Source organism: Streptomyces sp. NPDC006385 (assembly GCF_040612485.1).
Lineage (GTDB): Bacteria > Actinomycetota > Actinomycetes > Streptomycetales > Streptomycetaceae > Streptomyces.
The window spans coordinates 1-25,253 of the sequence record NZ_JBEXQG010000001.1; the positions used below are offsets into that span (position 1 = coordinate 1).

A 25,253-nucleotide genomic window follows, 5' to 3' on the forward strand; every position below is an offset into this window, starting at 1 on the left:
GACATGTCGGAGGAGATCCCGTCCACCTCGTACGTGGACATGGCGCCTTCGGCGTCGGCGTTCTTCTGCCGCCAGACCCACGCGGAGGCCCTGTTGGCGGCGGGCGACCGCGACACGGCAGCGGCCGAGGCCGCCGAGGCCCGGGAGACGGCCGCCCGGCTCGGCGCGACGCTCCTCCTGGGCCGGCTGGACGCCGTGATCCGTCGCGGCCGCCTCAAGGAGACCGCGACCGACCGTACGGCGGGCGCCGCCGGCCGCACCGCACCGCTCACCGCCCGCGAGCAGGACGTCCTGCGTCTTCTCGCCCTCGGCCGCAGCAACCGGCAGATCGGCGAGGAGCTGTACATCACCGGCAAGACGGCGAGCGTCCACGTCTCCAACATCCTGGCCAAGCTGGGCGCCGCGAGCCGTACGGAGGCGGTGGCGATCGCCTACCGCGAGGGTCTGATCACCCGCGAGGAGACGGTCGGCTGACTCCCTGTCCGGCGCGTCAGTCGGTGGTGTCGCAGTCGAGGGCGGTCAGGTCGACGGCGTCGGCCAGTGCCTGCATCCCCTTGTCGTTGGGGTGCAGATGGTCGCCGCCGTCGAAGGCGGGAAGGATCCGCTCGGGATCGCTGGGGCTGCGCAGGATGCGGTCGAAGTCGGTGACGGCGTCGAACTCGCCACTGGTGCGGATGAACGCGTTGACCTCCTGGCGTACGGCCTCGGCGGCCGGGTCCCATTCGTGCCAGCCCTTGAAGGGCCCGACGGTCGCGCCGACGACGCACTTGCCGGCCGCGTGCGAGCGGTGGATGATCTCGCGGTAGCCGTCGATCAGGTCCTCGGCGGTGACGCCCGTGCGGGCCTTGATGTCGTTGACGCCCTGGAAGAGGAACACGGTCCGCACGCCGGGCAGCGACAGGACGTCCCGCTCCAGCCGGTTCAGCGCGCTCTGGCCGGGGAGGTCCGTGAGGACCTTGTTCCCGGCCATTCCTTCGTTGGCCACGCCCTTGACCGCCGTGTCCGCCCGGTGCAGCCGGCGGGCGAGGTGGTCGGGCCAGCGGCGGTTTTGGTCGGTGGTGGACTGCCAGCCGTCGGTGATGGAGTCGCCGAGGGCGACCACCGCCCCGGTGCCCGCGGGGGCGCGTACGGAGACGGCGTCGAGGTGGAACCAGGAGCCGGTCGGGATCGTCCAGGCGGCGCCGCTCTCCTCGGCGGTGTGGTCGCCCTGGGTGGCGTACGACGTCTGCATGGCCATCCAGTGGCCGCTGGCCGGGCCGCCGGCGTCCGGGCTGTGCAGGCTGACGACCAGGTTCGTGGCGGCGGGCAGCTTCCCGGGCAGCGGGTCGCTCCACACGGTCCGGCCGGCCGGCACGGTGACCGTGCGCTCGCCGTCGAAGGTCAGGCGCCGGTTGCTGCCCGGCCGCAGCTCGGCGCCCTGTTTCTGGATGCCCGCGTAGACGCTGTCGAAGGTCATCGGCCGGTCCCCGAAGGCGTTGGAGAGCCGGACCCGCAGGTCGGTTCCGCCCACGCTGGTGTGCACGACGAGCCGGTAGCCGCGGCCGGCGACGCCGTCGCCCATGCGGTCGGCGGTCGCCGCCCAGGTGACGACGCCACTCGGGTCGCCGGTCGTCCCGGCGGGCGCGCTCTGGCAGGCGACGACCGTCAACAGGGCGGCGGCCAGCGGGAGTCCGGCCCTCACCGGGCGAAGTCCTTCAGCGTGACGGACGCACCGGGCGTCAGGGTGACCGTCCGGGACAGCCCGCCGTACGCGACCGTCGTGGTGCGGCCGCCGACGCTGTGGAGGCGGACCTCGGCCGGCCGGGAGTACAGCAGCATCTCCACCATCGCGGCCGGGGTGCCGAGGTGGGCGTCGATCTGGAAGATGCCCCGGCCGCGTTCCACTTCGTAGATGTCGAAGAGGTTGGGGGCGGTGCCGTTGCCGCCGCCGGTGGAGGGGCGGAGGTTGTCGACGACCGGTCGGTAGGCGTTCTCCGCGTGTTTCAGGCGGGTCCGGCACAGGCCGCGCCAGGCGTTGGCCCAGCCGAAGCCGTCCATGCCGCGTGCGGTGAGCAGGGCGGTGGCGCCGGCGACGATGTCGGCCGGGGTGGAGCCGTCCGGGCGGATGCGGTCACCGGGGAACAGGCCGACGAGCGGGGACAGGTGGCGGTGCGTGGTCTCGCCGAGGTTGTCGGGGGACATCCACTCCTCCAGCCAGCCCGTGGTCGGGCTGACGTGTGGCAGGTAAAGCTTTCTGCGCAGTGCGGCGATCGTATCCGCGTGGTCGTGGTCGTGGTCGAGGCGCGATTCGGCCGCCGCCGTGCGGTAGTTCCCGAACAGCGCCCACACCGGTTCCTGAGCGTACGTGACGCCCTTGGAGAAGCGGGATCCGCTCGGAAACGAGGCCCCGGACGACCATCGGGGACTCCCACCCGGTGATCCGCGACGGTCCAACTGTGAGTCGTCTGTGGGGATCTGACGGGATGCGAGAAGGTTGCCCCGCACGAACCCGACCGATCACGCATCGGTGACACAGCAACGGAAACGAGAGGAATCCGGATGGTCTCAGCAACGGTGGTCAGGGGTACGGCGGCGACGGCGGCCCTGGTGTCGCTCCTGGCGGTTCCCGCCCATGCCGCGCCCCAGCGGCCCGGCGTCACCACGACGGCCCCCTCGGCGGGCGCGCTGCCCGGACCCGATGTCGACGGCCTGTGGGACGTGCTGCGCACGGCGCGGCGGCAGGGCGCTCCCGGCGCGATGGCGCGCCTCGACGACCGCAGCACGGTGTACTGGGCGGCCACAGGGGTCGCCGACCGCCGCTCCGGACGGACCATCAGCAACACCGACCGGTTCCGCATCGGCAGCGTCACCAAGATCTTCTCGGCGGTCGTGCTGCTGCAACTGGCCGACGAGAAGAAGCTGGCGCTCGACGCCCCGGTCAACCGCTATCTGCCGGGGCTGCTGCCCGACGACCGCATCACGGTGCGCCATGTGCTCAGCCACCGCAGCGGACTGCACGACTACACGAACGAGATGTTCGCGCGGACGGTTCCCGGCTTCGAGGCGGTCCGCACGAAGGTCTTCACCTACCGGCAGCTGGTGAACCGGTCCCTGAGCAAGCCGCGGACCACCAAGCCCGGCGGTGCCTACTCCTACTCCAACACCAACTTCGTCGTCGCCGGCATGCTCATCGAGGAGCTCACCGGCCACTCCGTGCGGACCGAGTACCAGAACCGGATCATCGACCCGCTGCGGCTGCGCGACACCTTCTATGTGCACCCCGAGCAGAAGATCCCCGGCCGTCACGCGCGCGGCTATCTCACCCCGGACGCGGCCGGCGCGGCGCTCGTCGACGCCACCGAGCAGACGGTGTCCTGGGCGCAGAGCGCGGGCGCAGTGATCTCCACCACGCGGGACCTCAACACCTTCCTGTCGGCGCTGCTCGGCGGCCGGCTGACCTCCCGGGCGCAGCTCGCCCAGATGCAGCGGTGGGTACCGGCGGGCGGCACGCAGGCGTACGGGCTCGGACTGCGGCGCCGCGACCTGTCGTGCGGGATCTCCGTGTACGGCCACACGGGTGCCGTCCAGGGCTACTACACGTACGCGTTCGCGTCCAAGGACGGCGAGCGCAGCCTCGCCGCGCTCGCCAACACCTCCAACAACGGCACGGTCCTCAACACCATGCTGGGCACGCTGGAGTCCGCGTTCTGCGGCAAGAAGGCGAAGTCCGGGCGCAGCTCGGCACCGGTCGAACGACACGAGGACGTCGCACCGGCGATCCCGGTGAACCCGAACTCGCGCTGAGGGCGCGCTCCGGGCGGGAACCCGTGAGATCCGGTGGACGTTCCCCGGACAGCACCACCGGATCTCGCACCACCCACCAGGACGGCCCGATGAGCGAGTTGGTTCCCGGGGGCAATCTGCCCCTTCCGGCCGGCAGCGTGACCGTCCGGGTCCCCGGCCCCTTCGACGTGTCCGCGCTCGTCACCGACGACAGCGGCAAGGTCCGGGGCGACGCCGACTTCGTGTTCTACAACCAGCCGTCCGCTCCGGGTGCCCGGCTCCGCGGCGACACCCTGACCGTCGACCCGTCGAGACTGCGCCAGGGGGCCACGCGGGTCACGGTGGTCGTCAGCCCGGCCGACGCCGGCACTCCCCTGGGCCGTCTGCCCACCCCCGTGCTCCACGTCAGCGGCCCGGGCGGCCACGCGATCGCCCGGTTCGCCCCGCCGCGCCCCCGGCAGGAGACGGTGCTGCTGCTCGCGGAGATCTACCGGCGGGGCGACGGCTGGAAGCTGCGGGCCCTGGGGCAGGGATACGCGGACGGGCTGGCCGGGCTCGCGCGTGACTTCGGGGTGGACGTCGTCGAGGACGCCACGCCGACCCCGGTCCCCTCCGCCCCCGCCCCACCCGTACCGGCCGCTCCCCCCGTGCCCACCGCGCGGCCCGCGACGCACACCCTGTCCGCCGTCACCACCCCGCACCTCTCCTCCCCCGCCCCCGACGGTTTCCTCGACCTGGTCAACTCCGCCCGTGGCAGGGCCGGTTCACCTCCCGTGACCCTCGACGCCCGCCTCGCCTCCGCCGCGCGGGCCCATGCCCGCGCCATGGCCCAGGCAGGAAGACTCGGCGTCGAGGGCGGCGACGGAGTCTGCGTGTACCAGCGCGTCACGGCCGCCGGGTACGCGTATCTCACCGTCGGCGAACACCTGGTCTCCGGCCCCCGCACACCCGCCGAGTTCGTCGCGTACTGCCTGCGCACCGAACAGCCCCGCCGCACCCTGCACGACCCGGCCTTCACCCACGCGGCCCTGGCCCACGCCACGGGCGGCCGCTCGGGCGACACCTACTGGACGGCACTGTGGGCCAGGCCGCTCACGCCGGGCGACCTGTCCCGCACCGCGACCGAGGTCGTCGACCTCACCAACCGCGAGCGGGCCAGAGCGGGGTTGCGTCCGCTGGCCGTCGATCCCGCGCTCGGCACGGCGGCGCAGGACTACAGCGCCGACATGGCGGCCCGCGCCTTCTACTCCCACACCTCGCCCGAGGGAAGCCGGCCCTGGGACCGGGCGGCCGCCGCGGGCTCCCCTATGCGTTCGATCGGCGAGAACATAGCGTGCGGCCAGCGCTCCCCCGCCGAGGTGGTGGAGGGCTGGATGAACAGCCCCGGTCACCGTGCCAACATCCTCAAGCGCGACTTCACACACATCGGCGTCGGCTTCGCGGGCGGCGGCCCGGCCGGCACGTACTGGACGCAACTGTTCGGCGCGTGACGACCCCAGGGAGGCCGACGCGACGCGAACTGGCCGGAACGGGAGCGTCCGGGAAAGGATGCGCGTATGAAGGGTGACCTCTTTTCCAGCGAGCACATGGTCCAGCCCGCCACGGCGCCGGGCATGACGATCGAGAACGCCAAATGCATCAAGTACGCGGTGAACGGCGAGATGCACGCCCGCCAGGGCGCGATGGTCGCCTACCGCGGCAACCTCCAGTTCGAGCGCAAGGGCCAGGGCATGGGCGGCATGCTCAAGCGGGCCATGACCGGTGAGGGGCTGCCGCTGATGGCGGTGCGCGGGCAAGGCGAGGCCTGGTTCGCGCACGAGGCGCAGAGCTGCTTCATCGTCGACGTCGACCCCGGCGACGAGTTCACGGTCAACGGCCGCAACGTCCTGTGCTTCGACGCCTCGCTGTCGTACCGGATCGCGACGGTGAAGGGCGCGGGCATCACCGGCGGCGGCCTGTTCAACAGTGTCTTCACGGGGCACGGCAAGCTGGGGCTGGTGTGCGACGGCAGTCCGCTCGTGATCCCGGTCTCGCCGGAGTTCCCGGTGTACGTCGACACAGACGCCGTGGTCGGCTGGACCGCCGGGCTGCAGACCTCGCTGCACCGTTCGCAGTCGCTCGGCTCGATGCTGCGCGGCGGCTCCGGGGAGGCCGTGCAGCTGATGCTCCAGGGTCAGGGCCATGTCGTCGTCCGGCCGAGTGAGGTGACACCTCAGAAGGCCCAGCAACACTGACCGTCCGCACCGACCCCGCCGGACGTGATCTGCGCCTCACGGGCAACCCTCTCTGTCGCGTCGGCGTCTTGATCGGCAACAGGTGACGCCCTGGCCCCCGGGCCAGGGCGGGTTTTCGACGCTCTATACACATCGTGTATACACAAAGCGTATATGCAGGACGTATACGTAGGACGTATACGCCGTGTGTATATGAACCGAGAGGAATCGATGTACGGCAAGGCATTCGCCCCCGAGTACCAGGGCGCCCTGACCACACTGTCCGTCAACTCGTCGCTCACCGACGTCCTGGCCGCCGGCACCGAGCGGTTGCGGGCCGCCGAGCGGGCCGGGCAGCACGGCGAGGCGGCGCGGTCGGGCCTCGCGGTCGCCGAGGCGCACCGGCGGCTGGGTCAGATCGGGGACGCGGACCGGGCATGGAAGGCGAGCTACCGCGCCGCCCGGGAGGCCGGCGACACCGCGGCAATGGCCTGGGCGCTGTGGAGCGGGGGCACCCTGGCCCGGCAGCGGGGATCGTTCGCCCTGGCCCGGCGGCTGCTTCGGCTCGCGGCGGAGCTCGGCGAACGCGGCGGTGACATCGTCGTACGCGGCTATTCCCTGGCCGGCCTGGCGGAGACGGGCCGGATCCAGGGCGACTACGAAGCCGTCCACCGGCTGCACGAGCAGCTGCTGGCCGAGGCCCGGCGGCGCGGCGAGGCACGGCACACGGTGTGGGCGCTGGAGGGCATCGCCCAGATCCATCGCAACACCGGGTCGTACGACACCGCCTACGCCCTGTTCGAGGAGGCGGCCGGGATCGCCGCGCGTGCCGACGACCGACGGGGCCATGCCTGGGCGCTGCGCGGGCTCGCCGACATCGTCTCCGTCCGCGACGGCGACGCGGAGCGGGCACTGGAGCTGCTGTCCGAGGCGGAGACCACGTGCCGCGCGATGAAGCTGTCCAGCGCGCTGGCCTACAACCACAAGATGCGCGGCAACGTCCTCTACCGCGCCGGGCGTTACGCCGAGGCGCGAGAGCTGTACGAGCTGGCCCTCGGGGAGTTCCGGGACATGAGCGAGCCGCGCGGGGAGGCACTGTCCCGGCTGGGCCTGGTCAAGTCGCGGGCCCGGCTGGGGCGCGACCGTGCCGAGACGGCGGCCGAACTGGCCGAGCTGGCGGGCGTGTTGGAGCGGATCGGGCTGCGGCACGCACGGCAGATGGTGGCGCGGGCGCAGGAGGAGTTCGGCATCGTGCGGGACCCCGCGGACAGTGCCGTGGCGGGCGCCGGGGCGGTGGCCGTACGGTGACGGTCTTCCCTTCGGCGGTGCGGGATCCGTACGGCTCCCACGAGGCCGCCTCGCCCGTGGGTGCCCCAACAGACGCCCGCCGGCTCCTCGACCGCTGCCGTGCCTTGGTGCGGCCCGCCCTGCGGGAGGCGGTGGGGCGGACGCATCCATGGGTCGGTGAGATGGCCGCGTACTCCTTCGGCTGGTGCGAGGTGGGCGGCGCACCCGCCGACGCCTCCGGCGGGAAGGGCGTACGGCAGGCGCTGGCCGTGCTCGGGGCCGAGGCGTCCGGGGCGCCCGGGTGTGTCGCGGTGCCCGGCGCGGTGGCGGTGGAGCTGGTGCACGCGTTCTCGCTGCTGCACGACGACATCATGGACGGCGACACGGCCCGGCGCCGCCGCCCCACCGTCTGGAAGGCATACGGCACGGGACCGGCCGTCCTCGCGGGGGACGCGTTGTTCGCGCTGGCCGTCGAGACACTCGCCGTGGCACCGGCCGGTCCGGCGGCGGTGCGGCTGCTGTCCGGGGCGTTGCGGGACCTGGTGCGTGGGCAGGCGGACGACCTGCTGTTCGCCACGCGGCCGTGGTCGGGCCCGGAGCGGATGCGGCCGCGGGAGTACCGGGCGATGGCCGAGCACAAGACGGGCGCCCTGCTGGGCTGTGCGGCCGCGCTGGGCGCTCTGCTCGGCGGTGCGCCGCCCGCGACCGTCTCGGCCCTCGACCGGGCGGGACGCCATCTGGGCATCGCCTTCCAGGTGGTGGACGATCTGCTGGGCATCTGGGGCGACCCCGCCGTCACCGGCAAACCCGTGTACGGCGATCTGCGGGAGCGGAAGAAGACGTTCCCGGTGCTGGCCGCGCTCGACTCCCCCGCGTCCGCTCGGCTGTCCGCGCTGCTGGAGTCGGCCACCGACCCCGGCGCGGCGGCGGCGCTCATCGAGGAGTCGGGCGGCCGCTCGGCCGGACTGGCCGAGGCACGGCGCCAGGTGAGCGCAGCAGAAGCGGCTCTCGCCGAGGTGCCCCTGGAGGCGGGCGCCGCCGCGGACCTGCGGTCGCTGCTGGACTTCCTCGTGCGGCGCGACCTGTGACGGCTCGGTACGGGCCGTACGACGACCGGCGCGGCACCACGCCCGCGCCGGAACCGAGTTGACCGGCGCCCCCCGCCACGTCAGGGTGCGAAGCGGCGCGGATCACCGCCCCGCGCCGGAGAGGTGACTGCCTTGATCGGGATCTCGGACGTCGAATCCGCGGCCGGACTCATCGCCGGACACGTCGTACCCACCCCGACCGTACCCAGCCCCGGGCTGTCGGCCCTGCTCGGCGTTCCGGTCACGGTGAAGCTCGAACTCCTGCAGCGCACCGGCTCGTTCAAGGCCCGCGGGGCGACGGCGAAGCTGCTCTCGCTGACCGACGCGCAGCGCGCCGCCGGGGTCGTGGCGGTCAGCGGGGGCAACCACGGCATCGCCCTGGCGATGACGGCCGCCGTCCTCGATGTGAAGGCCACCGTCGTGATGCCGCGTTCGGCGCCGGCCCGTGCCGTCGAGATCGCGCGTGACGCGGGGGCGCACGTGCGGCTGACGGACGACATGGACGGGGCGTTCTCGCTCGTCACGAGGCTGCGCGACGAGGGCCTGACGCTCGTCCACCCCTTCGACGACCCCTTGGTGGTCGCCGGCCAGGGCACCGTCGGGCTGGAGCTCGCCGACGACGCCGGTGACCTCACGGACGTACTCGTCAGCGTCGGGGGCGGTGGGCTGATCGCGGGTGTCGCGGTGGCGTTGCGGGCCCGCCGTCCGGGGGTGCGGATCTGGGGGGTGGAGACCGAGGGCGCCGAGGCCATGTCGCGGGCGCTGGCGGCGGGCGGGCCGGTGCCGGTGGCGCTGTCGTCGATCGTGTCGACGCTGAGCGCGCCGACCGTGTCCCAGCTCACCTACGACCATGTGTCCGCCCTGGTCGACGAGGTGCTCGTGGTGCCGGACCGGGAGGCGGTGCGGGGCGTGCTGGATCTCGCCGAGCACGCCAAGGTGTGGACCGAGCCGGCCGCCGGTTGTCTGCTGCCCGCGGCCCGGCGGGTGCGGGAGCGGGTCGGGGGCGGCGCCCGGCTCGGGCTGGTCGTGTGCGGGGGCAACGCGACGACCGGGGATGTGCTGCGCTGGGCGAAGGATTTCGGTCTGGGCTGAACTGTTCTGGCTCAATTCCCTTAACTTTCAGTCAGCTTACTCGCCCGTCAGAAACAATGGAAAAGAAGCGGCCTTTGGTTGGGGATTGCGTTGAACGCTTCCCGTCACGTCTCTCGTACTTCCTGTAAGAAATGAGAGCCAGGGGTTCAGCGAGGGATGGCCATGGTCAAGGCGCGCGTCTCCACAGCCGGGTTGGTCGCCGGAAGGTACCGGCTGGTCGATGTCGTCCATCGAGAGACGAATCGCGTCAGTTACTACGCCGAGGACATGGAGACCGAACGCCCGTGCCTCCTCTCCCAGATCGGGCTGCCCGACGACATGGGCCCGGACGACAGGCGCCGGGCGACCTCGCGGATCCTGCGGACGTCCGAGCGGATGGGGCTGCTGCGCCCGGGCCGGGTCGCCACCGTCCTGGACGCCGTCGAGGAGTCCGGGAGCCTGTGGATCGTCACCGAGTGGATCGACGGCACGCCTCTGGGGGAACTCCTCACCCAGCAGGGCACGCTGCACCATGTGCGGGCCGCGCGCATCGGCCTCGAACTGCTCGACGTGCTGGAGGCGGCGCACGTCGCGGGCATCACGCACGGCGAGCTGAGCCCGGGCCAGGTGTTCGTGGATGACGAGGGCTCCGTCGTGGTCACCGGCTTCGGGCTGGCCGGCGCGACCCTCGCACCCCGGGTCGCGGCGCCGTCGTACGCCGCTCCGGAGCAGGCCCGCGACGAGCGCATCGGGCCGGCGTCCGACCTGTGGGCGCTCGGCGCGATCCTGTACACGATGGTCGAGGGGCGTCCGCCGTACCGCGAACGGGACCGGCCCGAGGCCACGCTGAAGGGGGTGGACCGGCTTCCGTTGCGCGCCCCGGTGCGTGCGGGGCCGCTCACCCAGGCCGTGCAGGGGCTGCTGCGCAAGGACTCCCGGGAGCGGCTGAGCAGACCGGTGGTCCGTGACGCGTTCGTCCGCGTCCTCGACGAGGACCCGGAGGCGTCCCTCCAGACACCGCCGCGCCCCCGGGTGCGCGGCCGGTACGTCGCGGGGCCGGGCTGGAGCAGACGTGCCATGGTCGCCGGCACCGCGCTGGCCGTCGTCACCGTCGCGGCCGCCGTTCTCGTGGTGACCAGCCAACGGCCGGACGACTCCGACTCCTCGGCGGCGGGTACGGCACCCGGCCCGTCCGCCTCCGCCGGGGCGCCGACCGCCCCGTCCCCCGCTCCCTCACCCAGTTCGTCCCCCACCCAGGAGGAGACGGAGGCGGGGACGCCCACCGCGACCCCCTCGGGCACGGCCCTGCCCTCCGGCTACCGGACGTACACGTCACCGGAGGGCTTCTCCGTCGCCCTGCCCGAGGGCTGGGAGGCGCAGCGCACCAAGCGTGCCGCGGACCTGGCGTACCGCGTGATCTTCAGTGCCGAGGACGATCCGCGCAAGCTGGCCGTCACCTACAGCGAGCGCGTGGGCCCGGATCCCGTCGCCGTCTGGCGCGACGACGTCCAGCCCGGCCTGGAGGAGCGGAGCGGATTCCGGCGGATCGGCGAGATCGAGGCGACCACGTACCAGGGATACGAAGGCGCCGACATGCAATGGCTCTCCGAGAAGGACGGCACCCGGGTCCGCACCTTCGGCCGCGGCTTCCTGATCGCCGAGCACCGCGGCTACTCACTGCGCTGGACGACCCCCGAGAGCGACTGGGACGACCCAGGCAACCGCGAGGCCCTGGAGGTCATTCTGCGCACCTTCCAGGTGCCCGAGAACTGACCGGGCCGCCCGGTGGCGGCGGTCCCGGCAGATCCTGTCCCCCGGCCCCGTCCGTCCCGTTTTCGGCCCCGCGGGTTCGGGGACTCGGTCCGCATGGTGCAGATCGGATACACGATGATGACCGAGCAGGCCGGCCCCCGTGAGCTGGTGGACCATGTGGTTCGCGCCGAGGAGGCGGGCTTCGACTTCTCCGTGACCTCGGACCACTACTTTCCGTGGCTGCGCTCGCAGGGTCACTCTCCGTACGCCTGGAGTGTGCTGGGCGCGGCCGCCCAGGCCACCTCGCGGATTCCGCTGATGACCTACGTGACGTGTCCGACGGTCCGCTACCACCCGGCGGTGGTGGCGCAGAAGGCCGCCACGACTCAGTTGCTGTCCGAGGGCCGGTTCCGGCTGGGGCTCGGCTCGGGCGAGAACCTCAACGAGCATGTGGTGGGCGGTGGTTGGCCGCCCGTGGACGTACGGCACGAGATGCTCGAAGAAGCGGTGGAGATCATCCGCGCGCTGTTCGCGGGCGGGCATGTGAACCATCGCGGCACGCACTTCGACGTGGAGTCGGCCCGGCTGTGGGATCTGCCGGACCAGCCGCCGCCCATCGGCATCGCCGTCTCCGGGGACAAGTCCTGTGAGCTCGCCGGCCGGCTCGGCGACCTGGTGATCGCCACGGAGCCCAAGGCGGACCTGCTGGAGGCGTTCGACCGGCACGGCGGCGAGGGCAAGCCGCGCGTGGGGCAGTTGCCGGTCTGCTACGACCCCGACCGGGACGCCGCGATCGAGCGCGCCCACTCCCAGTTCCGCTGGTTCGGCAGCGGCTGGAAGGTGAACTCGGAGCTGCCGCACCCCGACTCCTTCGCGGCGGCGACCCAGTTCGTCACCGCGGACGACGTCGCCGGCTCGATCCCGTGCGGCGACGACCCGGACGCCTTCGTCGAGGCCGTCCGCCCGTACGCCGAGGCGGGCTTCACCGAGATCGCCCTGGTGCAGATCGGCGGCGAGACGCAGCTGCCCTATCTCGACTGGGCGGAGAAGACGCTGCTGCCCGCGCTGCGGGACACCCTCGGCTGACTCGCCCGCACCACAGCGCACCGGGCGGCACCGGGGAGCGCGCGTGCGTCCCGCGCGGGTGCCATAAGCTGCCGGTCTGCACTTCTGCCTTCCGAGCAGCCCGTACCCGTACAGGAGAGCCATCCGTGACCCTGGCGTTCGTCCCGCCCGAGACGTCCCCCGCATCGCCGTCCCCGCTGTCCGATCTCGTCGCGCGGGACGCGCGTGAGTTCGGGGTCTACGCGCGGACCGGAGGGTGGGCCTTCGGCCTGATGGTGGCGCGCAGCGTGCGGCCCGGCGGCCAGAGCGCGGGTGAGACGCCGAAGGTGTCCGCGAAGGAGTTCGCCGAGCTCGCCGGCTGCTCCCCCGAGCGCGTCATGCGCTACTACAAGGCCTGGGACCGGGCCGCCGACGACGGTCTCGTCCCGCACTTCGAGGCTCTCGCGCCGGGTCAGGAGGTGGAGCTGCCGGACGCCGACGTGTGGCTCGGCTACTACGTCTCCCGCACCAGCGCCACCTCCGAGCGCGGCACCGCCATCGCCGAGGCCGCCGAGGCCGAGGGCATCCGCCCGACCAAGGCCCTGGAGGTCGCCGAGAACCCCACCGCGCTGCGCGCCGCGATCCTCGCCGACCCCTCGACCGCCCGCGCGGCCCGGCAGGCGCTGCTGGACCGGGTGCGCGAAGACCCGGAGCTGCAGGCCGAGTTGGCGCGTGACGTGGTGCGCACCGAGGAGCTGAAGAAGGCGGTCGCGGGCGAGAACCGGGCGGCCGACCGGATCGACTACGTCCGCCAGATCGCCGAGTCCGGCCAGATCAAGACCCCGGCGGGGCAGACCGTCGAGGCGCCCTCCGACCTGCGCCAGGAGGCCGAGCGGCATCTGTCGCTCATCGACGAGCTGGAGGACGACGAGGACACCGGTGAGTGGGCCACCGAGGCCTACGGCGCGATGAGGTCCCTCGTGGCCGAGACCGTGGAGGCCGACCCCGAGCTGCGGGTGCGGGAGCGACGGACGAAGTTCTACAACAGCCTGCAACGGGCGACCAAGGTCTTCGAGGAGCTCACCTTCGACGATGTGCAGGAGTTCGTCGAGGACGACATGGTGCAGCAGCTGGAGGATCTCCAGCAGGCCATCTCCACCTGCATCGCGGCGCTGCGCGGGGCCCAGGGCGGGGCGGCGCGACCGCGGTAGCCGTGCTCATGCCGACGACAGTGGACGCGCCGCCGCTTGCTCCGCGTGGCGGCGTGTGCTCACTCCGTGTGGCGGCGGCGTGCCCACAGCGGCAGCACGAACCAGCAGACGACGTACCAGACGACCACGCCCGTGACCAGCCAGGGCACATACCCGTCCTCGGTGGCGACGCGCAGGATCAGCAGGAGCGAGGCCGCCATCGTGACCAGCAGCAGGATCAGGCCCACGAGGGTGAACCGGGAGGCCCACTCCACCGCCTTGGGTTTGATGCGCCGCCCGGAGACCAGCCGGTGCAGGGACACGGGACCGATCAGGGCGCCGGTGGCGGCGGCGCCCAGGACGACGGTCACGATGTAGATGGTCTGGTCCGTGGACTCCAGGTCGTCGTATTTGGGGGTGAACACGACGGTGAGCAGGAATCCGAACAGGATCTGCACGCCCATCTGGGCCACCCGGACCTCCTGGAGGAGCTCGACCCACATGCGGTCGGCTCTCTCCTCCTCGGTCTCGTTGCGCCCCCTGCGCCTGGTAGCACCGCCTTCGGTGGCCGTCACCATGTCCTCCCGCGTCGAACGACCTGAGTCCTTCCCTCCGCGAGTACCCCCTGAGCGGGGATTCTGTCCGGCCGGCCGGGGCGGTGCCGCGTCGGCGGACTACCAGCGGCCCTCCACCTGGTCCTTGATCCGCCGGTCGTACAGGTCCCGGATCGCGGTGAGGGTCTCGTCGGACAGGTCCGGCAGCGCGGCGGCGGCCGCGTTGGCGCGGGCCTGCTCGGGCGAGCGGGCACCGGGGATCACGGTCGTCACGCCCGGCTGCTGGATGATCCAGCGCAGCGCCAGCTGGGCCGGTGTGAAGCCCTCGGGCGCGAGGTCGGCGAACTCGGCGGCGGCTTCCACACCCGACGCGTAGTCGACGCCGGAGAAGGTCTCGCCCTGGTCGAAGGACTCGCCGTGCCGGTTGTAGGTGCGGTGGTCGTTCGCGGCGAAGACGGTGTCCTTGGTGTACTTGCCCGACAGCAGGCCGGAGGCCAGCGGGACGCGGGCGATGATGCCGACGCCCGCCTCCTGGGCGGCGGGCAGCACCTCACGCAGGGGCTTCATGCGGAACGGGTTGAGGATGATCTGCACGCTGGCGACGCCCGGGCGGGCGATCGCGGTCAGCGCCTCCTCACAGGTCTCCACGCTGACGCCGTAGTGGGCGATGCGCTCCTCCGCCACCAGGGTGTCCAGGGCGTCGAACACCTCGTCCGTCGAGTAGACCGGCGTCGGCGGGCAGTGCAGCTGGACCAGGTCGAGCCGGTCCACGCCGAGGTTGCGCCGCGAACGGTCGTTCCAGGCGCGGAAGTTGTCGAGGACGTAGTTCTCCGGGATCTGGTCGAGGCGGCGGCCCATCTTGGTCGCGACGAAGATGTCCAGCTCGGGCCTGGCCCGCAGGAACGCGGCGATGGTCTGCTCGCTGCGGCCGTCGCCGTACACGTCGGCGGTGTCGAAGAAGGTCACCCCCGACTCGACCGCCGCCTCCAGCACCGCCAGGGCTTCCTTGTCGTCGACGTCTCCCCAGTCGGCGCCCAGTTGCCACGTACCGAGACCGACGACGGATGCCCGCTGACCCGACCTAACAATCACACGCTCGTCCATGGCGTCAGTGTGTCATTCCTCGTGAGCGCTCACGGAACCGGCCCCTCCGCAGTGTCACCCGGCGCATGCATCACTCACAGGTGTGAATGGTTCCGACAGGCGAGCCACGGGTGTCGCGCCGGTCCCTAGCGTGGCCCCGTGACCGACTTCCTCAGCCGCAGGCGCTTCCTCCGCACCACCGCCGCCCTGGCCGCCGTACCGGTACTCCTTCCGGTGGAACCGGCCGTCGCGTCACAGGAGTTACCGGGCTTCCCCGCCGATGTGGCCCTGTACCGCTCGGCGTACCGGAACTGGGTGGGCGAGATCACCGCCGACGGACTGTGGGCCTGCGCGCCGGCCGACCCCGACCAGGTGGTAGCCGTCGTCAACTGGGCCCGGCGGCACGGCTGGAAAGTCCGAGCCCGAGGCGCCTCGCACGGCTGGTCACCGCTGACGATCGCGCAGAGCACGTCGCCCGGCGCTCCGGTCCTCCTGGTCGACACCGCCTCCCACCTCACCGGCCTGGCCCTGGACTCGCCGACGTCCGTACGCGCCGGCGCCGGCGTCACCGTGGAGGCCCTGCTGACCTACCTGGAGCAGCACGGCCTCGGCGTCACCGCGGTCCCCGCGCCCGGCAACCTCACGCTGGGCGGTGCCCTGGCCGTGGCCGCGCACGGCACCGCGGTACCGGCGCGGGGCGAACAGCGGCTGCCCGGGCACACGTACGGCTCCCTGAGCAATCTCGTGCTGTCGCTGACGGCCGTGGTCTGGGACGGGGCGAGCGACGCGTACGTACTGCGGACGTACGAACGTGACGCGGCGGACTGCGCCGCGCTGCTCACCCATCTCGGCCGGTCACTGGTCACCGAGGTCGTGCTGCGCGTGGGCGACAACACCAACCTGCGGTGTGTCAGCCGTACGGACATCCCGGCCGGCGACCTCTTCGCCGCGCCCGGCACCGGCGGACGCACCTTGGCGAGTTTCCTGGACCGGACGGGACGCGTCGAGGCGATCTGGTTCGCCTTCACCGAGTTCCCGTGGCTGAAGGTGTGGAGCGTCTCCCCCACCCGGCCGCTGGCCTCGCGGCACGTGCGGACCCCCTACAACTACCCGTTCTCCGACAACGTCCCGACCCCGGTGGCGGACCTGGTCGGGCGCATGGTGTCGGACGGCGCCTGGCACCTGGCACCGGTGCTGGGCAACGCGCAGTACGACGTGGCCGCGCTCGGGCTCGTGGCGACGATGTCGGCGGACATCTGGGGGCCGTCCAAGAACACACTGCTGTACCTGCGGCCGACGACCCTGAAGATCGCCACGAACGGTTACGCCGTGCTGACGGGGCGGGCCCAAGTGCAGCGCGTCGTCGCCGAGTTCACCGCCTTCTACCGGGAGCGGCTGACGGCGTACGCGGCCCGCGGCCGGTTCCCGGTCAACGGTTCGGTCGAGATCCGGGTGACCGGCCTGGACGATCCGGCGGATGTCGGGGCGGACGGTGCGCGGACCCCGCTGTTGTCGGCGCTCCGGCCGCGTGGAGATCGTCCCGAGTGGGACACGGCCGTGTGGCTGAACGTCCTGACGCTCCCCGGGACGCCGTACGCGGAGGAGTTCCTGCGCGAGATGGAGCGGTTCGTGCTGCGCGCCTTCGACGGCGGGTACGCCTCGGCCCGCGTCGAGTGGTCGAAGGGCTGGGCCTACACGGACGAGGCGGCCTGGCGCGACGAGGAGGTGCTGGACGCGGTCGTGCCCGGCTCCTTCGGGGAGAGCGCATGGGGGCAGGCTGCCGGGGTGCTGGACCGGCTCGACCCCCACGGTGTGTTCGGCAACGCCTTCCTCGACCGGTTGTTCCGGTGAGTGCGGCTACTCGCGGGACGCCAGTGCCCTCGCCTGCACGGTGCGCGCGACCTTCGGTCCCAGCCAGCGCTTGAAGCGGCGCACCGTCTCCAGCTGGCCGGCCGCCCGGTCGATCCGGTAGTACAACTGGGGCGGCACGTGGGGCAGCAGGGGTGAGTGGCGCTGGCCGAGCAGGGCGAACATCCGCTGCGGGGGCAGGTCGATGTAGCGGGGCAGGTGCTCGTACCACTGGGCGCTGTGCCGGGCCGCGCTCTGGGCGGGCAACAGGGCCTTCTTGCGGCGCTGTTCGTAGTCGGCGAGCGCCCTCGGCAGCGTGGCGTGCGCGTGCAGCGCGCCGGCCAGGGCGATGGCGTCCTCCAGGGCGAGGGTCGTGCCGGCGCCGATGGAGTAGTGGGTGGTGTGGGCGGCGTCGCCGAGCAGGACGAGGTTGCCGCGGTGCCAGGTGCGGTTGGTGAGGGTGCGGAAGTTCCGCCACCGCGCCCGGCCGTCGGCGTCGGCGCGGCCGGTGAGGGGGTGTCCGTCGAGGGCGTCGGCGAAGAGTTTCTCCAGCAGGGCCAGACCGTCGGCCGCGCTCACGGTGTCGAGGCCGAGACCGGTCCAGGTCTCGGGGGCGCATTCGACGACGACGGTGCCGGACGCGGGGCCCACGCCGTATCCGCATCCGTATCCGTATCCGTAGCACCAGATCCAGCCGTGGTCGGTCTCGACGAAGGCGAAGGTGAAGGCGTCGAAGGGCTTGCTGGTGCCGAGCCAGATGTAGTGGTTGCGGCCGATGGTGGTCCGCGTGCCGAAGTGGTCGGCGTGGTGGGTGCGCAGGGCGCTGTGGACGCCGTCGCCCGCCACGACGAGGTCGGCGTCGGGCGGGTTCCCCGGCGTGATCTCGTGCTCGTACTCCAGCCGTACCCCGAGTGAGCGGGCACGGGCGGCGAGGATCTCCAGCATCCGGTGGCGGCCGATGCCGTGACCCTCGTCGCCGGCCCGACGGGTCGTCAGGTGCCGTACGTGGGCGACGCCCTCGCTCCAGCGGACCGCACTCTCGGCGATGGCGCGGGCCGATGCGGGGTCGTGTTCGTGCAGCTTGTCGAGCAGTCCGCGCCAGTAGGTGACGCCCCAGCCGTAGGTGGAACCCTCCGGGTCGCGTTCGTGGACGGTGACCTCGTGGGACGGGTCCCGCAGCTTCAGCAGGATCGAGAGATACAGGCCGGCGGGCCCGCCGCCGACGCAGGCGACCTTCACACACACCCCCATAAATTACTCAAATCAGCCATTTCGGCTTCGCACGCTATCAGGGCGGGCGTGACACATCACGACGCTCCGGATCGCGTCAGCTTCGACGGGTGAGGCAGACCACTGGCGACGCGCCGGTGAGCGAAGTACCGCCCGGAACGGCGCCTCCAGGGGAGGAATTTCCCGTTCCGGGTGGCGGCGGGCTCCGCCCGCAGCAAGATCATCTTCGTACAACCTTGCACGACATGTGGGCACTTGTCCGGATCGCGGCCAACCGCTCCCGACCGATTTCTCCCACCCTCGTCCGGCCCGGTAGGCATGCGGAGTCGTCATCCGAACCAACCCGATCCAGGAGCCCGCATGCCGGAACTCAGCCGTCGCCGTGCGCTCACCGCCGCGGCCGCCCTCGCCACCACGGCCGGTGCCCAGGCGGTCGCCGCCCCCACCGCGTCGACCGCCGCCAGGGAATCCGCCGCGTCCACCGCGTCCACCGCGTCCACCGCCGGGCATGGCCCCCACTCCCCCGCGTCCTTCGACGAGGTCTACAAGGGCCGCCGGATACAGGGCCGGCCGGTCTCGGGCGGCGGTCACCAGCACCACGGCGCCGGCTACGCCGTGTTCGTCGACGGGGTGGAACTGCACGTGATGCGCAACGCCGACGGCAGTTGGATCAGCGTCGTCAGCCACTACGACCCGGTCCCCACCCCGCGCGCCGCCGCCCGGGCCGCCGTCGACGAGCTCCAGGGCGCCACGCTCCTCCCCTTCCCCGCCAACTGACCTGCCGCCGACCGACCGGCCGCACAAGTACTTTGGAGCACCACCGACCATGACCGTCCGCAAGAACCAGGCCCTGCTGACCGCCGACGAGAAGCGGCGACTCGTCGCCGCCCTGCTGGAGTTGAAGCGCAACGGCCGTTACGACGAGTTCGTCACGACCCACAATGCCTTCATCATCGGCGACACCGACAACGGGGAACGCACCGGCCACCGTTCACCGTCCTTCCTGCCCTGGCACCGCAGATTCCTGCTTGAGTTCGAGCGCGCGTTGCAGGAAGTGGACGCCTCGGTCGCCCTGCCGTACTGGGACTGGACCGCCGACCGCTCGATACGGTCCTCGCTGTGGGCGCCCGACTTCCTCGGCGGCACCGGGCGCAGCCTCGACGGGCGGGTGATGGACGGGCCGTTCGCCGCGTCGAGCGGCAACTGGACGGTCAACGTGCGCGTCGACGGCCGCACGTATCTGCGCCGTTCGCTCGGCGCCGCCGTACGGGAGTTGCCGACCCGGGCCGAGGTGGAGTCCGTGCTCGCGATGCCGACGTACGACATGGCGCCCTGGAACAGCGCGTCGGACGGTTTCCGCAACCACCTGGAGGGCTGGCGCGGGGTCAATCTGCACAACCGGGTCCATGTCTGGGTCGGCGGTCAGATGGCGACCGGCATGTCACCCAACGACCCGGTGTTCTGGCTGCACCACGCCTACGTCGACAAGCTGTGGGCGGACTGGCAGCGGCGCCACCCCGGCTCGGGTTACGTCCCGGTTGCCGGGACGCCGAACGTGGTCGACCTCGACGACACGATGAAGCCGTGGAACGACGTGCGTCCCGCCGACCTGCTGGACCACACCGCGCACTACACCTTCGACGCGGCCTGAGACCGCGCCCGATCCGCCCGGGCCCCGTCCGCGCCCGGTCCGTCGTCGTTCATGCCTCGGCGGTGCGGCACTCCGGGTGGCCCCAGCCCTGCGCGTTCTTGGCGATGGGCTCGCCCGCCGCGTAGCCGCGTCCGCAGACGCAGCGGCCGGGGAACTTGGCCTTGATGGTGCGCGAGGAGTTGCCGTTCTTCCGGCCGGGCGCGGACTTGCGGCGGGGGGCCCTGGCCTGCGGGGTGTCCGGGGAGGGCGGCGGCTCCGGCGAGCCCAGGCCGCTGCCCGCGGGCTCCTGCACGGTGGCCGCCTGACTGGCGGCGCGGTCGGCGAAGTCGTTCAGCGGGTCGCCGTCGACCTGGTGGGCGGGGACGTAGCGGAACTCGACCGTGCGGCCGGCGAGCAGTTCGTCGATGCGCACGACCAGGTCCTGGTTGGCGACCGGCTTGCCGGCGGCCGTCTTCCAGCCGTTGCGCTTCCAGCCGGGCAGCCAGGTGGTGACGGCCTTCATGGCGTACTGGGAGTCCATCCGGATCTCCAGTGGTACGCCGGGGTCGGTCGCCGTGAGCAGGCGCTCCAGCGCGGTCAGTTCCGCGACGTTGTTGGTGGCCCGGCCGAGCGGGCCCGCCTCCCAGCGGTCCGGGGTCTCCTTCTCGTCGGCGACGACCCAGGCCCAGCCCGCCGGGCCGGGGTTTCCCTTCGAGGCCCCGTCGCACGCGGCCACCACACGTTCACGCATGTGTCCGATCATGCCATGGGCGGGCCGGGTGCCCGGTCGCGGAGTCGGTCAGGAGAGGTCGGTGATCTCGGGCATCTCGCCCTCGGTGGTGCCGGTGTCGATCACCGAGAAGTTCGCGCCCTGCGGGTCGCTCAGCGCGGCGAACCGGCCGAAGGGGCTGCTCATCGGGCCGAAGCGCAGCACACCGCCGAGCTTGGTGGCCCTGGCGACGGCGTCGTCGCAGTCGGGGACGTTGAAGTAGACGTTGATCCACGGCGGGATGTCCTGCGGGAAGTCGTCCGTCATCTTCATCCGGCCCAGGGCGATGGTCTCCTTGCCGAGGGTGTAGAGGCGGAAGTCGATCCCGTCGTCCTCCAACCGCTGTTGCCGGTAGCCGAAGACGGCGGGGAAGAAGGTGTCGGACTTCTCCGGCTCGCGGGCGAAGATCTCCGCCCAGCAGAACGCGCCGGGGTCGTCCATCGCCGTGTCGAAGCCCTCGTGGGTACCGGCCTGCCACACGCCGAAGACGACGCCGCCCGGGTCACGGGCCAGGCACATGCTGCCGAACTCCCCGACCTCCATCGGCTCCATCAGGATCGCGCCGCCGTTCTCGCGGATCTTGGCGGCGGTGGCGGCCACGTCGGAGGAGGCGAAGTACAGACACCACTGCGACATGCCCTCCTGGCCCGGCATGGGCGGGACGACCGCGGCGGCGGCCTTGCCGTTCGCGTAGGCCTGGGTGTAGTTGCCGTACTCCGACGACTCCTCGCCGAAGGTCCAGCCCAGGACTTCGCCGTAGAAGCGTTTGGCTCCCTCGACGTCACCGAACATCGCGTCGGCCCAGCAAGGGGTTCCTTCAGGTGGCACGGCCATGGTGCGACCCTCTTCCGGATGGGTTGGTTGTCCGGATTCTCACGCTAGCCACCCGGAGGGCGGGGCGCGCGCCGAATGTCCGCTTCCGTTCCAGACTGGAGGCAGACGGTCGGGCCGGTCGACGAAGGGGCGCGGTGTGGCGGACGGGACGATGCGCGCGTGGGCGGTGCTCGGGCCGGGGCCGGTCGAGGAGGGGGCACTCCGGCTGGTCGAGAAGCCGGTTCCGGTGCCGGGCGACGACGAGCTGCTGGTGAGGGTGCGTGCGTGCGGGGTGTGCCGGACGGACCTGCACGTCACCGAGGGGGATCTGCCGGTGCACCGGCCGGGGGTCACTCCCGGGCACGAAGTGGTCGGTGTGGTGGCCGGGTTCGGGGCGGCGGTACGCGGCTTCGAGGGCGGGGAGCGGGTGGGGGTGGCCTGGCTGCGGCGCACCGACGGCACCTGTGCCTACTGTGCGCGTGGGGCCGAGAACCTGTGCCCGGCCTCGCGGTACACCGGCTGGGACGCCGACGGTGGTTACGCGCAGTACACGACGGTACCGGCCGCGTACGCCTATCGGCTGCCGGACGGCCTCGACGACGTCACGGTCGCGCCGCTGCTGTGCGCCGGGATCATCGGCCATCGCGCGCTGCGGCGGGCGGCGCTCCCCGCGGGCGGGCGGCTCGGGCTGTACGGCTTCGGGGGCAGCGCGCATCTGTGCGCGCAGGTGGCGCTGGCCGAGGGCGCCACCGTGCATGTGCTGACGCGAGGCGCGGCCGCGCGGAAGCTGGCGCTCGATCTGGGTGCCGCCTCGGCGCGCGACACCTCCGAGCTGCCGCCGGAGCCGCTGGACAGCGCGATCCTGTTCGCGCCGGTCGGCGATCTCGTCCCGGTGGCGCTGCGGGCCCTCGACCGGGGCGGCACCCTGGCGATCGCGGGCATCCACCTCAGCGACGTCCCGGCGCTGCGCTACGAGAGCGACCTCTTCTACGAGAAGCAACTGCGCAGCGTCACCGCCAACACGCGCGCGGACGGCGTCGAGTTCCTGGCGCTCGCCGCCGAGCACGCCGTACACGCCACGACGCACGCCTATCCGCTGTCGCGGGCCGACGCGGCGCTGCGGGACCTGAAGGCGGGCCGGTTCGACGGGGCGGCGGTGCTGGTGGACGACCTGTCCTGAGCGCCGTCACTCCAGCGTGCGGGGTCACAGGAGGGGAGCGGGTGCACCCACGGTGTGCCCATTGCCCCGTACGGCAGGTTTGTACCTCCAGGGTCCGAAGCCGCCCCCTTCACGCCCTGATCCAGGCGCCACAGCGGCTGTTTGGCTGGTGCACGCGCTTGACCAGCCCGCTCACCTCCCCGGGAGGGAATGTGTCCACACCGGACAGCGCCACCGGTCCCGCCATCGACGAACCCGATCCCGATCCCCGGTCCGACGGTCAGCTCACCAGTCTGAGCACCCAGGCGGCCCGGCAGCTCGCCACCACCACCAAGTCCGAACCCCAGATGCAGGCCATCAGCTCACGCTGGCTGCTGCGGATGCTGCCCTGGGTCGATGTGAAGGGCGGCACCTACCGGGTCAACCGCCGGCTTCAGCTCCGCGTGGGCCGGGGCCGGGTGCAGTTCGACCAGAACGGGGCCGACGACATCAAGGTCATCCCCGAGACCCTCACCGAGCTTCCGGCCCTGCGCGGCTACGCCGACACCGACGTCCTCAGGGAGGTCGCCACCCGGTTCCGGGTCCGGGAGATCCGGGCCGGCCAGGTGCTCGTCGAGGCCGGGCAGCCCGTCACCGAGGCCTACCTCGTCGTGCACGGCCGCTTCACCCGCTTCACGGAGGGCAAGTACGGCGAGGAGGAGATCCTCGGCGTCGTCACCGACGGCGACCAGATCGGCGACGAGGCCATCGGCCGGCCCGACCCGCTCTGGCTGAGCTCGGTGCGCGCGGAGACCGCCGGCGTACTGCTCGCGCTGCCCTGGACCGTGGTCGAGGAGTTCACCGACCGGGTGCCGTCCCTCGCGGCGCACCTGGAGGCCTACGCCGCGCGCCAGAGCCTGCCCATGAACCGCAAGGGCGAGGCCGATGTGCCCGTGCGGGCGGGCCATGTCGGCGAACCGACCCTCAACGGCGGCTTCGTGGACTACGAACTCGCCCCGCGTGAGTACGAGTTGTCCCTGACCCAGACCGTGCTGCGGGTCCACACCCGGGTGGCCGACCTCTACAACAACCCGATGGACCAGACCGAGCAGCAACTGAGGCTGACCATCGAGGAGATCCGCGAGCGCCAGGAGTGGGAGCTGGTCAACAACCGGGAGTTCGGGCTGCTGCACAACGCCGACCACGGGCAGCGCATCAGCACGTTCACCGGGCCGCCGACCCCGGACGACATGGACGAGCTGCTGTCGATGCGGCGCAAGACCAAGCTGTTCATCGCCCATCCGAAGGCGATCGCGGCGTTCTTCCGGCAGTGCAACCGGCGCGGCCTGGTACCCGGCACGGCGACCGTCGAGGGGCACGAGATCCCCGCGTGGCGCGGCGTCCCGATCTTCCCCTGCAACAAGATCCCGATCAGCGCGCAGCACACCAGCAGCATCATCGCGCTGCGCACCGGGGAGGGCGACCAGGGCGCCATCGGGCTGTACCAGACCGGCATCCCGGAGGAGTATCAACCGGGCTTGAACGTGCGGTTCATGGGCATCGACGGCAACTCGATCATCCGCTACCTCGTCACGGCCTACTACTCGCTGGCGATCCTCGTGCCCGACGCGGTCGGGATCCTCGAGAACGCCCAGATCGGCCGGACGGCCGAGTGACCGCGTGGAGCACGCCATGAGCACGCCGTCCGTCTTCTCGCCGCCGGGCCCGCCGAACGTGGCGAGCACCCTGCGCACCCGGCGCGGCGGGGTGATCCCGGGGCTGCGGTACCGGCAGGTCGCCCCCGCCGACCCCGCGAAGGCAGCGGAGGTCGACCGCAGGCTGGAGGCCTGGGCCCGGCGGCTCGACCTGTTCCCCGAGGCGTGGAAAGGGGACTTCTCGGGGTTCCAGTTCGGTCGGGCCGTGGTGCTCCAGCATCCGGAGGCGGTCGATCTGGAACGGCTGACGGTCGCCGGTGAGCTGCTGCTCGCGGAGAACGTCGTCGACTCCTGCTACTGCGAGGAGGACGAGGGCCGCGGCGGAGCCCGCCGGGGCCTCGGGGGCCGGTTGATCATGGCCCAGTCGGCGATCGACCCGTACCACGGCGTCCCCGAACTGGAGGAGGAGTGGCGTCACGGCGTGCGGGCCGACGGTCCGCTGCGCTCGTACCACTTCGCCCTCGCGGACTACGCCTGCTTCGCCACCCCCAGCCAGACCGACCGCTTCGTGCACGACATCGCCCGGCTGCACCTGGGCTATCTGGCCGAGGCCGCCTGGGCGGAGACCCGCCATGTGCCGCGGGTCTGGGAGTACCTGGTGATGCGGCAGTTCAACAACTTCCGTCCGTGTCTGTCGATCGTGGACGCCGTGGACGGCTACGAGCTGCCCGAGGCGGTCTACGCCCGGCCCGAGATCCAGCGGATCACGGCGCTCGCCTGCAACGCGACCACGATCGTCAACGACCTGTACTCCTTCACCAAGGAGCTCGCGAGCGATCCGACCCACCTCAACCTGCCGCAGGTCATCGCGGCCAACGAGCGGTGCGGGCTCAAGGCCGCCTATCTGAGGGCCGTCGAGATCCACAACCGGATCATGGACGCCTTCGACGAGGAGTCGGCCGCGCTGTCCGCCACCTCCCCCCTCGTCGAACGCTACGCCCGGAGTCTGTCCGACTGGGTGGCCGGCAACCACGAGTGGCACGCCACCAACAGCCACCGCTACCACCTGCCCCACTACTGGTAATGCGCCAAGGAATGACAGAGCGAAACAGCCACCAGCACGAGG

Annotated in this window: 21 protein-coding genes and 2 pseudogenes; 16 read left to right on the forward strand and 7 right to left on the reverse strand. The window is 72.0% G+C overall.

The features are described from left to right. Window positions 1-81: 81 nt before the first annotated feature. Window positions 82-474 (forward strand): annotated as a pseudogene (locus tag ABZ078_RS00005) (response regulator transcription factor); the annotation flags it as partial. A 16-nt stretch (window positions 475-490) separates the two neighbouring features. Here the strand turns inward: ABZ078_RS00005 and ABZ078_RS00010 are convergent. Both ABZ078_RS00010 and ABZ078_RS00015 read right to left on the reverse strand, forming a co-directional pair. Beyond that, a complete protein-coding gene (locus ABZ078_RS00010) occupies window positions 491-1,651 on the reverse strand; it encodes an SGNH/GDSL hydrolase family protein (RefSeq protein WP_356570452.1) in 1,161 nt (386 codons plus the stop codon). A 26-nt stretch (window positions 1,652-1,677) separates the two neighbouring features. Further along, window positions 1,678-2,358: pseudogene (locus ABZ078_RS00015) on the reverse strand (glycoside hydrolase family 95 protein); the annotation flags it as partial. 180 nt (window positions 2,359-2,538) lie between these two features. Here ABZ078_RS00015 and ABZ078_RS00020 point away from each other — a divergent pair. The 9 genes from ABZ078_RS00020 to ABZ078_RS00060 all read left to right on the forward strand — a co-directional run bounded on the left by ABZ078_RS00020 (window position 2,539) and on the right by ABZ078_RS00060 (window position 13,428). Continuing rightward, window positions 2,539-3,783 carry a serine hydrolase domain-containing protein gene (locus ABZ078_RS00020; RefSeq protein ID WP_356570143.1) on the forward strand — a complete coding sequence of 415 codons (1,245 nt, stop codon included), beginning with the start codon at window positions 2,539-2,541 and terminating at the stop codon, window positions 3,781-3,783. 89 nt (window positions 3,784-3,872) lie between these two features. Then, window positions 3,873-5,252: a CAP domain-containing protein gene (locus ABZ078_RS00025; protein ID WP_356570144.1), complete on the forward strand. Its 1,380-nt coding sequence runs from the start codon at window positions 3,873-3,875 to the stop codon at window positions 5,250-5,252. Between the two features lie 66 nt (window positions 5,253-5,318). Next, complete coding sequence (locus ABZ078_RS00030; RefSeq protein ID WP_356570145.1) at window positions 5,319-5,996, forward strand: AIM24 family protein; 678 nt, start codon at window positions 5,319-5,321, stop codon at window positions 5,994-5,996. A gap of 210 nt (window positions 5,997-6,206) precedes the next feature. Next, the gene (locus ABZ078_RS00035) at window positions 6,207-7,283 is read left to right on the forward strand and encodes a tetratricopeptide repeat protein (protein ID WP_356570454.1); all 1,077 of its coding nucleotides are present in this window, start codon (window positions 6,207-6,209) and stop codon (window positions 7,281-7,283) included. A 56-nt stretch (window positions 7,284-7,339) separates the two neighbouring features. Further along, the gene (locus ABZ078_RS00040; RefSeq protein ID WP_356570456.1) at window positions 7,340-8,350 is read left to right on the forward strand and encodes a polyprenyl synthetase family protein; all 1,011 of its coding nucleotides are present in this window, start codon (window positions 7,340-7,342) and stop codon (window positions 8,348-8,350) included. Window positions 8,351-8,482: 132 nt separating this feature from the next. Further along, window positions 8,483-9,442 carry a threonine/serine dehydratase gene (locus ABZ078_RS00045; RefSeq protein ID WP_356570146.1) on the forward strand — a complete coding sequence of 320 codons (960 nt, stop codon included), beginning with the start codon at window positions 8,483-8,485 and terminating at the stop codon, window positions 9,440-9,442. A gap of 156 nt (window positions 9,443-9,598) precedes the next feature. Then, on the forward strand, window positions 9,599-11,194 hold the full coding sequence (locus tag ABZ078_RS00050; RefSeq protein WP_356570147.1) for a serine/threonine-protein kinase: 1,596 nt from the start codon (window positions 9,599-9,601) through the stop codon (window positions 11,192-11,194). Window positions 11,195-11,287: 93 nt separating this feature from the next. Continuing rightward, on the forward strand, window positions 11,288-12,259 hold the full coding sequence (locus ABZ078_RS00055; protein WP_356570148.1) for an LLM class F420-dependent oxidoreductase: 972 nt from the start codon (window positions 11,288-11,290) through the stop codon (window positions 12,257-12,259). Between the two features lie 125 nt (window positions 12,260-12,384). After that, window positions 12,385-13,428 (forward strand): hypothetical protein, encoded by a 1,044-nt coding sequence (locus ABZ078_RS00060; protein ID WP_356570149.1) that lies wholly within the window; start codon window positions 12,385-12,387, stop codon window positions 13,426-13,428. 59 nt (window positions 13,429-13,487) lie between these two features. Here ABZ078_RS00060 and ABZ078_RS00065 read toward each other — a convergent pair whose 3' ends face one another. Beyond that, on the reverse strand, window positions 13,488-13,985 hold the full coding sequence (locus tag ABZ078_RS00065) for a DUF6328 family protein (protein ID WP_356570150.1): 498 nt from the start codon (window positions 13,983-13,985) through the stop codon (window positions 13,488-13,490). A gap of 96 nt (window positions 13,986-14,081) precedes the next feature. Further along, the gene (locus ABZ078_RS00070; RefSeq protein WP_356570151.1) at window positions 14,082-15,065 is read right to left on the reverse strand and encodes an aldo/keto reductase; all 984 of its coding nucleotides are present in this window, start codon (window positions 15,063-15,065) and stop codon (window positions 14,082-14,084) included. A 138-nt stretch (window positions 15,066-15,203) separates the two neighbouring features. Here ABZ078_RS00070 and ABZ078_RS00075 point away from each other — a divergent pair, with 138 nt between their 5' ends. Beyond that, entirely contained in the window at window positions 15,204-16,895 is a 1,692-nt protein-coding gene (locus tag ABZ078_RS00075) for a cholesterol oxidase substrate-binding domain-containing protein (RefSeq protein ID WP_356570152.1), read from the forward strand. A 6-nt stretch (window positions 16,896-16,901) separates the two neighbouring features. Here ABZ078_RS00075 and ABZ078_RS00080 read toward each other — a convergent pair whose 3' ends face one another. Continuing rightward, a complete protein-coding gene (locus tag ABZ078_RS00080; protein WP_356570153.1) occupies window positions 16,902-18,137 on the reverse strand; it encodes an FAD-dependent monooxygenase in 1,236 nt (411 codons plus the stop codon). Between the two features lie 345 nt (window positions 18,138-18,482). Between ABZ078_RS00080 and ABZ078_RS00085 the strand changes: the two genes are divergently transcribed. Then, window positions 18,483-18,899, forward strand: a complete 417-nt coding sequence (locus tag ABZ078_RS00085) for a tyrosinase cofactor (protein WP_356570154.1) — start codon at window positions 18,483-18,485, stop codon at window positions 18,897-18,899. Window positions 18,900-18,948: 49 nt separating this feature from the next. Beyond that, window positions 18,949-19,773, forward strand: coding sequence for a tyrosinase family protein (locus tag ABZ078_RS00090; RefSeq protein WP_356570155.1), 825 nt, complete (start codon window positions 18,949-18,951; stop codon window positions 19,771-19,773). Between the two features lie 49 nt (window positions 19,774-19,822). Here the strand turns inward: ABZ078_RS00090 and ABZ078_RS00095 are convergent, their stop codons facing one another. After that, a complete protein-coding gene (locus ABZ078_RS00095) occupies window positions 19,823-20,515 on the reverse strand; it encodes a ribonuclease H (RefSeq protein WP_356570156.1) in 693 nt (230 codons plus the stop codon). Between the two features lie 36 nt (window positions 20,516-20,551). Continuing rightward, window positions 20,552-21,355: a VOC family protein gene (locus ABZ078_RS00100; protein WP_356570157.1), complete on the reverse strand. Its 804-nt coding sequence runs from the start codon at window positions 21,353-21,355 to the stop codon at window positions 20,552-20,554. Between the two features lie 151 nt (window positions 21,356-21,506). Here ABZ078_RS00100 and ABZ078_RS00105 point away from each other — a divergent pair, with 151 nt between their 5' ends. The 3 genes from ABZ078_RS00105 (at window position 21,507) to ABZ078_RS00115 (ending at window position 25,211) form a co-directional block, all read left to right on the forward strand. Next, window positions 21,507-22,514 (forward strand): zinc-binding alcohol dehydrogenase family protein, encoded by a 1,008-nt coding sequence (locus ABZ078_RS00105; RefSeq protein ID WP_356570458.1) that lies wholly within the window; start codon window positions 21,507-21,509, stop codon window positions 22,512-22,514. Between the two features lie 191 nt (window positions 22,515-22,705). After that, window positions 22,706-24,148, forward strand: a complete 1,443-nt coding sequence (locus tag ABZ078_RS00110; protein WP_356570158.1) for a family 2B encapsulin nanocompartment shell protein — start codon at window positions 22,706-22,708, stop codon at window positions 24,146-24,148. A 16-nt stretch (window positions 24,149-24,164) separates the two neighbouring features. Further along, window positions 24,165-25,211 carry a family 2 encapsulin nanocompartment cargo protein terpene cyclase gene (locus tag ABZ078_RS00115; RefSeq protein WP_356570159.1) on the forward strand — a complete coding sequence of 349 codons (1,047 nt, stop codon included), beginning with the start codon at window positions 24,165-24,167 and terminating at the stop codon, window positions 25,209-25,211. Window positions 25,212-25,253: the final 42 nt, after the last annotated feature.

Bases quoted from the DNA above. Each gene is read 5' to 3' on its own strand.
- ABZ078_RS00020 (WP_356570143.1), top strand. From the start codon at position 2,539: ATGGTCTCAGCAACGGTGGTCAGGGGTACGGCGGCGACGGCGGCCCTG.
- ABZ078_RS00025 (WP_356570144.1), top strand. From the start codon at position 3,873: ATGAGCGAGTTGGTTCCCGGGGGCAATCTGCCCCTTCCGGCCGGCAGC.
- ABZ078_RS00030 (WP_356570145.1), top strand. From the start codon at position 5,319: ATGAAGGGTGACCTCTTTTCCAGCGAGCACATGGTCCAGCCCGCCACG.
- ABZ078_RS00035 (WP_356570454.1), top strand. From the start codon at position 6,207: ATGTACGGCAAGGCATTCGCCCCCGAGTACCAGGGCGCCCTGACCACA.
- ABZ078_RS00050 (WP_356570147.1), top strand. From the start codon at position 9,599: ATGGCCATGGTCAAGGCGCGCGTCTCCACAGCCGGGTTGGTCGCCGGA.
- ABZ078_RS00055 (WP_356570148.1), top strand. From the start codon at position 11,288: ATGGTGCAGATCGGATACACGATGATGACCGAGCAGGCCGGCCCCCGT.
- ABZ078_RS00065 (WP_356570150.1), bottom strand. From the start codon at position 13,985: ATGGTGACGGCCACCGAAGGCGGTGCTACCAGGCGCAGGGGGCGCAAC.
- ABZ078_RS00070 (WP_356570151.1), bottom strand. From the start codon at position 15,065: ATGGACGAGCGTGTGATTGTTAGGTCGGGTCAGCGGGCATCCGTCGTC.
- ABZ078_RS00085 (WP_356570154.1), top strand. From the start codon at position 18,483: ATGCCGGAACTCAGCCGTCGCCGTGCGCTCACCGCCGCGGCCGCCCTC.
- ABZ078_RS00090 (WP_356570155.1), top strand. From the start codon at position 18,949: ATGACCGTCCGCAAGAACCAGGCCCTGCTGACCGCCGACGAGAAGCGG.
- ABZ078_RS00095 (WP_356570156.1), bottom strand. From the start codon at position 20,515: ATGATCGGACACATGCGTGAACGTGTGGTGGCCGCGTGCGACGGGGCC.
- ABZ078_RS00100 (WP_356570157.1), bottom strand. From the start codon at position 21,355: ATGGCCGTGCCACCTGAAGGAACCCCTTGCTGGGCCGACGCGATGTTC.
- ABZ078_RS00105 (WP_356570458.1), top strand. From the start codon at position 21,507: ATGCGCGCGTGGGCGGTGCTCGGGCCGGGGCCGGTCGAGGAGGGGGCA.
- ABZ078_RS00115 (WP_356570159.1), top strand. From the start codon at position 24,165: ATGAGCACGCCGTCCGTCTTCTCGCCGCCGGGCCCGCCGAACGTGGCG.